Raw genomic sequence first — 12,660 nt, forward strand, 5'->3', positions numbered from 1 at the left:
ATAAATATATGGAACTAATTAAATTTTATGCCCTTCTAAAGTCAACCCTTTGGGGTGGCGAGAAGATTGTCCCATTCAAGCACCTTAGCACCGAGCAGCATAATGTAGGCGAGAACTGGGAAATTTCAGGTGTTCCCGACAATGAGACAGTCGTAGCCAATGGAGTTTATGTAGGGAAAAAACTAAATGATATTGTAGCTATTTTGAAGGAGAAACTTGTAGGAAAGGACAACTACGAGCGCTTTGGCAACGAGTTTCCGTTGCTCGTCAAGTTTATTGACGCTCGTCAGGACCTGTCCATACAGGTACATCCAACCGACGAGATAGCCAAGCGTCATGGCAAAGAACGTGGCAAGACAGAGATGTGGTATCTGCTCGACAGCGACAAGGATGCCTCTCTGCTGTGCGGACTGAAGAAACAGATTACGCCGTCGCAGTATGCCGAAATGGTGGCAAACGACACTATTGTGGATGCCATTGCCCGCTATAATGTTAAGGAGGGCGATTGCTTCTTTATACCTGCAGGACGCATACATGCCATTGGTCCAGGCTCTTTCCTTGTAGAGATACAGCAGACGTCGGACGTTACTTATCGCATTTACGACTATAAGCGTATTGATAAGCACGGCAACTATCGTGAACTGCACACCAAGCAGGCTGCCGAGTGCATCGACTATAATGTTTCTTCGAGCTATCGCATAGAGTATACACCTGCCAAAAATCAGGGGGTAAGTTTGGTGCAATGTCCTTACTTCTGCACCGCCGTGTACGACCTTAACGAGCCAATGACGCTCGACTACTCCGAGCTTGACAGCTTTGTTGTCCTCATCGGACTGAAGGGCGAGGCGAAGATTACCGACAACGAGGGCAACATCATCAGCTTCCAGGCTGGCGAGAGCATCCTTGTGCCGGCTACAACAAAGACGCTTAAGGTTGAGGGAACAATAAAGTTCCTAGTAACATACGTTTAGATTCAAATAAAAAAAACATTTGGATGTTCAATTATTGGCGAACACCCAAATGTTTTTTTATGTTGCATATTGCCTCAATCCCTATTGGGAGGAGGGGCTTTCTTCCTTTTTTAATCGTCCTGACCAAACAACGGGTCTTCCGGCATAACCATCAAAGGCTTCTGGTCGAATTCCTTGAGCAACGTTTCCGGCACATACTTCTTGTCTACGACAAGGCGGAACATGTATTCGTTGAACCAGCGGTTGGTCATTATAAGACAGCCGTTGACGCCATTGTTGGCACCCCAGCTGTTTTCAACCTTCCACTTAATGGGGTTGCCGTCCTTGTCGAGGTCTACAGCCGTTAGGGTCATGGCGTGTGTAGAGCCGCTGTCGAAGGTGGCGATGCGCTCAGCCTTGTTCATCTTGTTGAACGAGGTAGAGAAAAGCGAGCCATAGTCGAAATTCTCTGTGTCGAGATAACCTGAGGCACGGTCGAGCTGCTTGCCAACATCGTACGACGAATACATCTTCTTGCCGTCCTTAAGTGAGGCAATAGCAAGCTTGGCAATATCCTCAACCGGCAGGTTAAGATACTTCCAGTTCTGTCCGTCGTAAACGTGGCGGTCGTACTCCACCTCATAAGTCTTGTGGTAAGGGCGGCGTGGGTCGTTCATCACCATGATGAATGTTCCCTCCAACGGATGGCCCACTACCTCGTCGTAGAACGACTTAGGAGTGAAGCGGCGTGGTTCGCCCACAGCCTTGCCGTCCTTGTTGCGGAACTGGTAGGTGAACTCCTTTACAGGCTCGCCCATCGTGATAGACAGCATGTGGTATACGGTGCCAAGCATCTCGGTCTTGCGCTGGTTGATTGCGGCAACCTTCTTGCCGTCGGCCACCATCTTGCGTAGCTCCAAGCCAAACTCGCGCAGCTTTGTAGAGATGAGCGACGAAATCTTTGAGGTGTTCTCGGCCGAGAAAGTCTCTGGCTGAACCGACATAGGCACCAAGCCATACTTAGGAGCAAGGTCGGCAGCGCCGCAGAATGTGCCGCCGTCGTTAAGCGGATTCTTGAAGAAGAACTGTACACGCTGATCGTCGATAGGCTTCTTAGCATTGTCTATCACGCCCTGAAGCATAAGGTTGGCCTTCTCGAGTTGGTCGAAGAAGAAGAGGTAAACGTGCGAGAAGTCTACCACAATAGAGTCGCCATGGTTGCGTGCAAAATCTGAGCGCAACACGTTGAAGCTTGAGAACATCCAGCAGCGTCCCGAGCTTTTCTGGTTGTGTATCGACTGCTTGGCAGTCTCCACGCTGAAGTGGTCGTTGGTGTAGCGGTTGTTGCCAAAGTTCTTTGCCAAGTCGTCAATCTTGTTGGATGCAAGAGCATTGAAGAGAGCCTTGTCGGCAGTAGTTGTTGCCTTCTGTGTCTTCTCAATATTCTGCAACATCTCGGCAGAGATGCCTCCCTGCTTGTTTTGTGCGCCGGCTGTTGTGGCAAGCGCCAGGCATAAGCCTAAAGCCAATGTCTTTGTATTCATCTTTTTAAATTAGTTTGTTTTACTTGTTTTCAACCTACAAAAATAGGTATTAATCCCGATAAAGCCAAATCTTTTGCTTGATTTTTAGAAAGATAGAACTATAATGTACTTTATTGTACTAAGAATTGAAATAAATTGTTTAATTTTGCAAATTATTATTAGTATTCACTAACATTTATTTCTTAAATACACAACAATGAAGACCAACAAACTCACCATTTTGGTAGTTTTGCTTGTTGCCGTTCTTTTCTCGGCAAAGGCTAAGGCACAAACCAATGCACAAGTTTTGTACGATTTCGGCTCAGACCGCAAGTTTGTCACCCTCACACTTGAGATGTTCAAGCAAGACAAGTGGGGTAGCACCTATTTCTTTGTAGACCACGACTTCAACTACGACAAGGTAACAGGAGCCGAGCACAACATTGCCCAGGGCGGTACTTATACCGAGATTTCGCGCGCCCTCAACTTCTGGAAGAACTCAAACATGAAGAACTGGAGCCTTCATGCCGAGTATAATGGCGGTATTTACGCATCTTATCCTATCAACAACGCATGGCTCTTTGGTGTGGAATACTTCATGCACGACAAGTCGTTCAAGAATGTTCTGACACTTGAGGCTCTGTACAAAACAATCCGTAAGACCGACCAGAATGTGCCAATGCAGTTTACTGCTGTGTGGACCTGCAACGACATCTTCGGTGTAAAGGGCCTGAAGTTTAACGGCTTTGCCGACTTCTGGTGGGAGACTCACGCCGTTGACTATCGTGAGGACGGATCATTCGACACCAAGCACACAGTATTCATTACCGAGCCACAGCTGTGGTACAACGTAGGCCAGCACTTTGGTTGCGAGAATCTAAGTCTTGGAGGCGAGGTAGAACTGTCTAACAACTTTGGCTCGACAGGCGGATTCAAGTGCCGTCCGTGTCTTGGCGTTAAGTGGGACTTCTAAAAGGTAAAAAAGTAAATAAAAGGGTAAAAAAGTAAAAAGTTTGATTCTATAGTCTTTAGAGGCTTAGTTATATAGACTTATAAAGTATTAAAACTCAAAAAGACTTAGAAGACTTAAAACTCAATAACAATGCTTTCAAAACTTTTCGGCTTCGATCCTGCGAAGCACAACATCAAGACCGAGGTAATGGCAGGCATCACAACATTCCTCACCATGGCGTACATCCTTGCGGTCAACCCAAGCATCTTTGCCAACCTCGCATCTAAGGGAATGGACACCAACGCCGTGTTCACGTCTACGGCTCTTGCAGCCATCGTTGGCACATTGGTTATGGCTATATATGCCAAGAAACCCTTCGGACTGGCTCCTGGTATGGGTCTTAACGCCTTCTTCGTGTTCACCGTGTGCCTCACAATGGGCTATTCATGGCAGTTTGCACTTACAGCCATCCTCATAGAGGGATTCCTCTTTGTGCTGATGACGCTCACACGCATACGCACACTCATCGTCGACGCCATTCCGGCTGCGCTCAAGAGAGCCATCGGAGCTGGCATCGGACTCTTCATTGCCTTTATCGGACTGAAGAATGCGGGCATCATTGTAGAAAACTCGGCTACGTTTGTAAGCATCGGTCACCTTACATCGGGTACCGCCTTGCTTGGTGTTATAGGCATCATCTTCACCTCTGTGCTCGTTATCAAGAATGTGCCTGGCTCGCTGCTTATCGGCATCCTCGGCACAGCTCTTATCGGCATACCTATGGGTATCACCCATTTCACGGGCATACTTGACACTCCGCCGTCAATAGAGCCTATCTTATGCCAGTTCGAGTTTCACAACATTTTTACCATCGACATGGTTATCGTGGTGTTCACCTTCCTCTTTATCGACATGTTCGACACCATGGGCACCCTCGTTGGTGTGTGTACCAAGGCAGGTATGATGCGCAAGGACGGCCGTATTCCAGGTCTTAACAAGGCTTTCATGGCAGACGCTATCGCTACTATGACTGGCGCATGCTTGGGCGCAAGTACTACAACAACCTACGTTGAGAGTGCTTCGGGTGTAGCCCTGGGCGGTCGTACAGGTCTTACAGCCTTCTCTACAGCTGTTTGCTTTGCCGTGGCTCTGTTCTTCTCTCCGCTGTTCCTCTCTATTCCGGCCGCTGCCACAACTCCTGTATTGGTAATTGTGGGCTTGTTTATGCTGTCGCCAGTAAAGGACATCGACCTCGACAACTATGCCGAAGCCATCCCTGCTTTCATCACCATCGTCATGATGCCGCTTACATACAGCATCTCCGACGGTATCCTTTGCGGCGTTATTTCGTATGTTGCCATCAACGTGCTGTGCGCCAACTGGAAGAAGCTCAACCCTACGCTTTACGTCCTCGCCGTGCTGTTTGTAATAAAATACATTTTTATTTAAGGATTGCACAGATATTTGGACTGATACAAAATGCAATTTATACTTATATCACTTCATGTAAAATATTAATGGGCATTAACGACAAGCTTTGTAAGCGTCGTTAATGCCCATGTGTGTTTCTATAGGTTTAATGAGAGTACCTTCCATACCTAACGAACAATGTAGAAAAACGTAAAATGAGAAATAAAAGTTGTTAAATGTTGGTGGATTATGCGCTATATTATTATTAATGTGAGTAACTTTGCAGTCGGAAAACTTGATAAGCGAATTTAGTTTTCTATATAGCGATAACTTTTTTATGATACTATATATTAATAAGGTGTAAAGTTGAAATAACGAATAAACAAAATATTTAGTTACAAATAGGTATGAATAAAACAAAGATTTTATTGGTTGCAGCTTTGACTGCAGTGCTCGCCTCTTGTGGTGGCGGCAAGAGTGGCGGCAAGCCAAACTTCGGCGACAATGAGTATGCCGTACGTACTGTCCAAGGACAGAACGCAGACCTTCAGACCACTTATCCCGCAACAATCAAGGGTGTACAGGACGTAGAGATTCGTCCGAAAGTATCTGGTTTCATCACAAAGCTTTGTGTTAAGGAAGGTCAGCAGGTTAAGGCTGGTCAGCTCCTTTTCGTTATCGACAACGTTACTTATGCCGCTGCCGTACGTCAGGCTAAGGCTGCTGTTAATGCTGCCAAGGCTCAACTCAATACTGCCCGCCTTACATACAAAAACTCGGAGAAGCTCTTCAAGAACAATGTTATTGGTTCATACGAGCTTCAGTCTACCAAGAACGCTATGGAGAGCGCAGCCGCACAGCTGGCTCAGGCAGAGGCTGCATACGTATCGGCTAAGCAGAACCTCGACTTCTGCTACGTAACAAGTCCTGCCAACGGTGTTATTGGCGACCTGCCTTATCGTGTTGGTGCCCTTGTTAGCGCTTCTTCACAGCAGCCTCTTACAACTGTTTCAAACAACTCTACTATGCAGGTTTACTTCTCAATGACTGAGAAGGATCTCCTCGACATGACCAAGACAGCTGGCAACATGAACACAGCTATCTCAAACTATCCGGCTGTTAAGCTTCAGCTTGCAGATGGTTCTATCTACAATCATCCGGGTAAGGTGGCTACTGTGAGTGGTGTTATCGACCCAACTACTGGTACTGTGTCTATGCGTGCCGACTTCCCCAACCCTGAGCGTGTGCTCAAGACTGGTGCTTCTGGTTCTATCGTAGTTCCCCACACTGCTACTGGTGCTGTTATTATTCCTCAGGACGCTGTTGTTGAGGTTCAGGACAAGCACTTCGTTTATATTGTTGGCAAGGACAACAAGGTGAAGTATACTCCTGTAACTCTTAATCCGCAGAATGATGGCAAGACTTATATTATCACTTCAGGTCTTAAGGTTGGCGACCGTTTCGTAGTAAATGGTGTTTCTTCACTCCAGGACGGTATGGAAATCAAGCCTGTTACAGAGGCTCAGTATGCCGAGAAGCTGAAGAAGACAGAGGAACTGGGTGAGGCTCAGGGCGACCTCGGCAAGCTGAAGAAGGCATTCGGAAAATAAAGAATTCAGAAGTTAAGAGCTTGGAAGTTAAGCCAATAGCACATATTAAGTAGCTTGACATATGGCTTAACTCCATTATTCTTAACTTCTTAACTCCTAAATTTTAAACAAATGAAATTAGATAGATTTATCAAACGCCCGGTGCTTTCCACGGTGATTTCTATCCTCGTGGTTATCTTGGGTGTACTCGGATTGGTGTCGCTGCCTATCGAGCAGTACCCTAATATGGCGCCTCCTACCATTATGGTGCGTGCCGCCTATACCGGTGCCAACTCCCAGACTGTGCTCAACTCTGTGCTTGCACCGTTGGAGGAGTCAATCAACGGTGTGGAAGGCATGACTTACATGACTTCTGCCGCTACCAACGACGGTTCGGCTTCTATCACCGTATTCTTTAAGCAGGGTATGGACCCTGACATGTGTCAGGTCAACGTTCAGAACCGTGTGTCGCAGGCTTCGGCTTTGCTGCCTGCCGAGGTTACCAAGGCTGGTGTTACTGTTGCTAAGCGTCAGTCGTCTACCGTTATCCTCTTCGGTCTTACAGCCGACGACGACCGCTACGATGACAAGTTCCTTACCAACTACGCCAACATCAACGTCATTCCTGCCATCAAGCGTGTGAATGGTGTGGGTGAGTGTCAGTGCTTCTCACAGAAGGACTACACTATGCGCCTTTGGATTGACCCAGTGAAGATGAAGAGCTACGGCTTGATTCCTTCCGACCTTACTGGTGTGCTTGCTCAGCAGAACATCGAGGCTGCTCCTGGTTCAGTAGGCGAGTCTTCTGACAATCAGTATCAGTATACATTCCGTTATAGAGGTCGTCTGCAGACTCCTGAGGAGTTTGGCGACATGATTATCAAGTCTACTCAGGACGGTCAGACTATCCGTGTTAAGGATGTGGCACGCGTAGAGATGGGTGCCCTCTCATATACTGTAGAGTCAAAGAACAACGGCAAGTCATCTGTAACCATGATGGTTACCCAGACCGCTGGTTCTAACGCTACCGAGATTGCCACCAACATCAAGAAGCTCCTCAAGGAGCAGGAGGCTTCTATGCCGCCGGGAATCCACTTCGACATCATGCAGGACGTTACAGAGTTCCTCTTCGCCTCTATCGAGGACCTTATCAAGACTCTCTGCGAGGCATTCGTTCTTGTGTTTATCGTGGTGTACATCTTCCTTCAGGACACACGCTCAACACTTATTCCGTTGATTGCCGTGCCTGTGTCGTTGATTGGTACATTCTTCTTCCTCTATGTGTTTGGCTTCTCGCTCAACTTGCTTACACTTGCCGCCCTCGTGCTTGCCATTGCCATTGTGGTCGATGATGCCATTGTGGTTGTGGAGGCCGTCCATGCCAAGCTCGACCTTGGCTACAAATCGGCCAAGCTTGCGTCTATCGACGCCATGAACGAGATTTCGGGAGCCATCATCTCTATTACCCTCGTTATGGCATCCGTGTTTATCCCAGTGTCATTCATGGGTGGTACGTCAGGTGCATTCTACCGTGAGTTCGGTATCACTATGGCTATCTCTATCATCATCTCGGCTCTTAATGCCTTGACACTTTCTCCGGCTCTTTGTGCTATCTTGCTTAAGCCGAAGGATGAGGAGGGTAAGGAGCGCAAGATGTCAATGGTCGACCGCTTCCACGCATCGTTCAATGCCGCTTATGGCAAGGTGCAGGAGAAGTACACCAAGGGTGTGCGCCGCCTTGTGGAGCGTCCTATCATCGCCATCGCTACTGTAGTTGTTGCTATTGCTGCAATGGCTGTGCTCATGGGTACTACCAAGACAGGTCTTGTGCCTGACGAGGATACCGGTACTGTATTCTGTACTGTTTCTACACCTCCTGGAACTTCAATGAAGAAGACCAATGAGGTTATGGACCAGGTAGACCGTATGCTTGCTACCAACCCTGCTATCGCCAGCCGTATGCGTATCACTGGTTACAACTTCATCGCTGGTCAGGGCTCTAATCAGGGTACGTTCATCATTAAGCTCAAGAGCTTCGAGGAGCGTCAGAAGGATGAGGGACCGCTTAAGTATATCGGTGTTCACAACCTTGGTTCTACAATGGTGCTCGGTATGATATACAAGCAGACTGCAGCTATCAAGGGTGCTCAGATTCTTGCCTTCCAGCCGCCTATGGTGCAAGGCTTCTCTGCAACCAACGGTATGACCTTCTCTATGCAGGACCGTACTGGTGGTGATGTGAACAAGTTCTTTGACATTACTCAGAAGTATATCGCAGCCCTCAACGAGCGTCCGGAGATTTCGAACGCCATGACATCATACAACACCAAGTATCCGCAGTATAAGATTGATGTTGACGTGGCCAAGTGTAAGCAGAGCGGCATCGACCCGTCTGCAGTGCTCTCTACAATGCAGGGCTACTATGGCGGTATGTATGCGTCTAACTTCAACTCTTACGGTAAGCTCTATCGTGTATATGTTCAGGCTCCGCCTGAGGCACGTGCCGACATCAAGAGTCTCGACAATATCTATGTGCGCACATCGGCTGGAGCTATGGCTCCTATCAAGGAGTATGTCAACCTTAGCCGTGTGTATGGTCCGCAGGAGATTGACCGTTTCAACCTCTTCACATCTATCAATGTGAACGCTTCGGCTGCCGAGGGTTACTCTACTGGTGACGCTATCAACGCTATGGCCGAGGTTGCCAAGACCACTCTGCCAGCAGGCTACACCTACGAGTTCTCAGGTCTTACACGTACAGAGCAGGAGTCATCCAACTCTACTGCTATCGTGTTCGTACTCTGCTTGACCTTCGTTTACTTGATTCTCTCGGCACAGTACGAGTCTTATGTTCTGCCTCTGTCGGTAATCCTCTCAATTCCGTTCGGTCTTGCAGGAGCCTTCATATTCACCAACATTTTTGGCAAGAACAACGACATCTACATGCAGATTGCGCTTATCATGCTTATGGGTCTTCTCGCTAAGAACGCCATCCTTATTGTACAGTTCGCCCTTGAGCGTCGCCTTACTGGTATGGCTATCTCATGGTCGGCAGTGCTCGGTGCTTCGGCCCGTCTGCGTCCTATCTTGATGACCTCATTGGCTATGATTATCGGTCTTCTTCCGTTGCTCATGCCTTGGGGTGTAGGTTATAATGGTAACATGACACTTGGTGCTGCAGCCGTAGGTGGTATGCTTATCGGTATGCTCTGCCAGATTATGGTTGTACCGGCTCTGTTCTACATCTTCCAGACTCTGCAGGAGAAGATCAAGCCTATCGAGTTTGAGGGTGACTCTGCTAATGTTGATTCTGAGATTCGTCAGTACACCAACCCCTATGTGGCTGGAGCATTGCAGGATCAGATAGACAAGAAATCGAATTAAGGTTTTTAAGAATTTATCGTAGTTAAAAAGAATTTATAGCCATTACCTATTTCTGATGGAAAGGCATTTGGCTATAACTTCTTTGTAACTTTAAATTCTTTAAATTCTAAACAAAGTAACAATGAAATTAAACAAGATATTTCTTTTCGCATCTGCATCCTTGCTGATGACCAGTTGCGGATTATACAACAAGTACGAGCGTCCTGAGGTCAACGCCAAGGGCATTGTGCGTGATGTTCAGAGCACCACCGACACACTTGCCGTGGCCGACACAGCAAGCTTTGGCAATCTGCCTTGGCGTGAGGTGTTCACCGACCCACAGCTTCAGTCGCTCATCGAGACAGGTCTGGCCAACAATACCAACCTGCTCAATGCTGCTCTCAACGTTAAGATGGTTGAGGACCAACTTATGATTGCCAAGTTGGCTTTCGTTCCTGGTTTCACTTTCTCTCCGCAGGGAACTGTGGCTTCTTGGGATGGCAATAAAGCTACAAAGACCTATTCATTGCCAGTTACAGCATCTTGGAGTGTCGACCTCTTTGGCAATCTTCTTAATGTGAAGCGTTCTGCCCAGATGGCTCTCCTTGCAACTAAGGACTATCAGCAGGTGGTGCAGACAAAGGTGATTTCAAACATCGCCAATATGTACTACACTCTGCTTATGCTCGACAAGCAGCTTCAAGTGGTGAATGATATGAGCAAGCTCGTGGAAGAGACTTGGAATATCATGAAGATTCAGAAGGAGCTTGGACGTGTGAAGGAGACATCTGTGCAGAGTGCTGAGGCTAACCTCTATTCTGTTCAGGCTCAGGCAGCCGACCTCAAGCGTCAGATTCGCGAGACAGAAAACTCGCTCTCGCTTTTGCTCGGTCAGCAGGCACAGACTATCAAGCGTGGAACATTCGAGGGACAGTCGCTTCCTTCAAAGTTCTCTACAGGTATAGGCTTGCAGCTTCTCAACAACCGTCCTGACGTTCACTATGCCGAGATGTCGCTCGCTCAGTGCTTCTATGATGTAAATACAGCTCGCTCAAAGTTCTATCCTAACATCACAATCTCTGGCACTGGTGCCTTCACCAATTCTGGTGGCGGTGGCATTGTCAATCCAGGCAAGTGGCTTCTTTCGGCTGTAGGCTCACTCACACAGCCTATCTTTGCCCATGGACAGATTGTTGCAGGCCTTAAGGTTGCCAAGGCTAAGCAAGAGCAGGCTTACAACACATGGCAGAATGCTGTGTTGTCGGCAGGTTCTGAGGTGAGCAACGCCCTTGTTCTCTACAACTCGTCTGACGAGAAGTCGAAGCTTGAGGAAAAGCAGGTGGAGAGCTTGAAGAAGAATGTGGAGTACAACAAGATGTTGTTCAACGATGGTTCTGCCACATATCTTGAGGTAATCACCGCTCAACAGAGTCTTCTCAATGCCGAGCTGTCGAAGGTAGCAGACGACTTCTACAAGATGCAGGCTGTGGTAAACCTCTACTACGCTTTGGGCGGAGGAAGATATTAAAAAGTGAAGAGTGAAAAACGAAGAGTGAAGAATCCATATGTGACACAAAGCAATTGGATTTTCTCTTTTCCCCTTTCCACTTATACAATTGGATACTTCACTCTTCACTCTTAGTTCTTAACTTTCAAAATTCAAAATTATGATTAGTGATAAAGCATATATAGCTCCTGGCGCAAAGATTGGCAACAATGTGACAATCTATCCGTTTGCCTACATCGAGGACGACGTTGTCATTGGCGACGACTGCGTAATCTTTCCTTACGTCAGCATAATGCGTGGCACACATATGGGCCGTGGCAACAAGGTGTATCAGAACACTGTGCTTGGTGCAGAGCCGCAGGACTTCAACTATAATGGTGCGGAGACTCGTCTTGTTATCGGCGACGAGAATATCTTCCGCGAGAATGTTGTAGTCAACCGTGCTACATTCGCCGAGGGTGAGACACGTATAGGCAACCGCAACTTCTTCATGGAGGGTGTTCATATCTCTCATGATACTAAGGTAGACGACTACGTCACCTTCGGTTATGGTACTAAGATTGCTGGTGACTGCGAGATTCACAGTGCAGCCATATTCTCATCTGGTGTTATCGTCAATGCCAATGTGCGCATTGGTGGTGCCTCTATGGTTACCAGTGGTGTGCGCATCTCCAAGGATGTGCCTCCGTTCATCGTGGCTACCGACAACCCTGTGCGTTATGGTGGCGTGAACGAGACTCTCCTGAAGTCATCCAATACTTCAGAAAAAGTCATCAGCCATATTGCCAATGCCTATCGTCTTGTGTTCCATGGTCAGACCAGCGTGTTCGATGCTATCAACCAGATTAAGGAGCAGGTGCCCGAAGGCAAGGAAATCAGCGCTATCGTCAAGTTTCTTGAGGGCAGCCAGATTGGTATCATCAGCAAATTGTAAAACAGATATTTCATACCTTTTATATATTAGTGTTGTTATTTCAATAAGTAAGCGGCAGGGTAGACGAGAGGTCTGCCCTGCCGTTGTTGGATTAATAGAATTGCATTGTTAAAATATGTCCAAACGAAATATTTATTATTTAAAAGATTTTATATTTAAATAATATTTTGTAGCTTTGCCAATAAATAGTCAATATATACAAACTATATCTCTATTCCGTGACACCGAATGTCCGTTCCGTGACACTGAATGTCCGTTCCGTGTCACCGAATGGCTGTTCCGTGTCCCCGGACGGACATTTTAAATGTGGTTTAACGATTTTAGTTGACCACTCTAAGTATTATTGATAATACAAGTTGACTCAGTTATTACTTATTTATAATTCACGTTGACTTATTTAATTTTAGTCATACTTATAGTTGACTACTTATG

8 protein-coding genes are annotated in these 12,660 nt (G+C 47.0%); 7 read left to right on the forward strand and 1 reads right to left on the reverse strand.

Annotation, left to right across the window (positions count from 1 at the left end; translation table 11 throughout):
• The first annotated feature begins 8 nt into the window (after positions 1-8).
• Positions 9-971: a mannose-6-phosphate isomerase, class I gene (gene manA, locus C9991_RS06280; RefSeq protein WP_106811690.1), complete on the forward strand. Its 963-nt coding sequence runs from the start codon at positions 9-11 to the stop codon at positions 969-971.
• 110 nt (positions 972-1,081) lie between these two features.
• Here manA and C9991_RS06285 read toward each other — a convergent pair whose 3' ends face one another.
• A complete protein-coding gene (locus tag C9991_RS06285) occupies positions 1,082-2,494 on the reverse strand; it encodes a C1 family peptidase (RefSeq protein ID WP_106811691.1) in 1,413 nt (470 codons plus the stop codon).
• A 196-nt stretch (positions 2,495-2,690) separates the two neighbouring features.
• On the opposite strand from C9991_RS06285, the gene C9991_RS06290 reads away from it, so the two are divergent.
• From C9991_RS06290 to lpxA, 6 genes are all read left to right on the forward strand, one after another.
• On the forward strand, positions 2,691-3,446 hold the full coding sequence (locus tag C9991_RS06290) for a DUF5020 family protein (protein WP_106811692.1): 756 nt from the start codon (positions 2,691-2,693) through the stop codon (positions 3,444-3,446).
• 129 nt (positions 3,447-3,575) lie between these two features.
• On the forward strand, positions 3,576-4,874 hold the full coding sequence (locus C9991_RS06295; protein WP_106811693.1) for an NCS2 family permease: 1,299 nt from the start codon (positions 3,576-3,578) through the stop codon (positions 4,872-4,874).
• A 368-nt stretch (positions 4,875-5,242) separates the two neighbouring features.
• Positions 5,243-6,445: an efflux RND transporter periplasmic adaptor subunit gene (locus tag C9991_RS06300; protein WP_106811694.1), complete on the forward strand. Its 1,203-nt coding sequence runs from the start codon at positions 5,243-5,245 to the stop codon at positions 6,443-6,445.
• Between the two features lie 111 nt (positions 6,446-6,556).
• Entirely contained in the window at positions 6,557-9,808 is a 3,252-nt protein-coding gene (locus C9991_RS06305) for an efflux RND transporter permease subunit (protein WP_106811695.1), read from the forward strand.
• 121 nt (positions 9,809-9,929) lie between these two features.
• Positions 9,930-11,315 (forward strand): efflux transporter outer membrane subunit, encoded by a 1,386-nt coding sequence (locus tag C9991_RS06310; RefSeq protein ID WP_106811696.1) that lies wholly within the window; start codon positions 9,930-9,932, stop codon positions 11,313-11,315.
• A 139-nt stretch (positions 11,316-11,454) separates the two neighbouring features.
• Positions 11,455-12,228: an acyl-ACP--UDP-N-acetylglucosamine O-acyltransferase gene (gene lpxA / locus C9991_RS06315; protein WP_106811697.1), complete on the forward strand. Its 774-nt coding sequence runs from the start codon at positions 11,455-11,457 to the stop codon at positions 12,226-12,228.
• Positions 12,229-12,660: the final 432 nt, after the last annotated feature.

It is taken from the genome of Prevotella merdae (assembly GCF_900290275.1).
Taxonomy (GTDB): domain Bacteria; phylum Bacteroidota; class Bacteroidia; order Bacteroidales; family Bacteroidaceae; genus Prevotella; species Prevotella merdae.

Coding starts and splice junctions, on each gene's coding strand:
- manA (WP_106811690.1), top strand. CDS start 9: ATGGAACTAATTAAATTTTATGCCCTTCTAAAGTCAACCCTTTGGGGT.
- C9991_RS06285 (WP_106811691.1), bottom strand. CDS start 2,494: ATGAATACAAAGACATTGGCTTTAGGCTTATGCCTGGCGCTTGCCACA.
- C9991_RS06290 (WP_106811692.1), top strand. CDS start 2,691: ATGAAGACCAACAAACTCACCATTTTGGTAGTTTTGCTTGTTGCCGTT.
- C9991_RS06295 (WP_106811693.1), top strand. CDS start 3,576: ATGCTTTCAAAACTTTTCGGCTTCGATCCTGCGAAGCACAACATCAAG.
- C9991_RS06300 (WP_106811694.1), top strand. CDS start 5,243: ATGAATAAAACAAAGATTTTATTGGTTGCAGCTTTGACTGCAGTGCTC.
- C9991_RS06305 (WP_106811695.1), top strand. CDS start 6,557: ATGAAATTAGATAGATTTATCAAACGCCCGGTGCTTTCCACGGTGATT.
- C9991_RS06310 (WP_106811696.1), top strand. CDS start 9,930: ATGAAATTAAACAAGATATTTCTTTTCGCATCTGCATCCTTGCTGATG.
- lpxA (WP_106811697.1), top strand. CDS start 11,455: ATGATTAGTGATAAAGCATATATAGCTCCTGGCGCAAAGATTGGCAAC.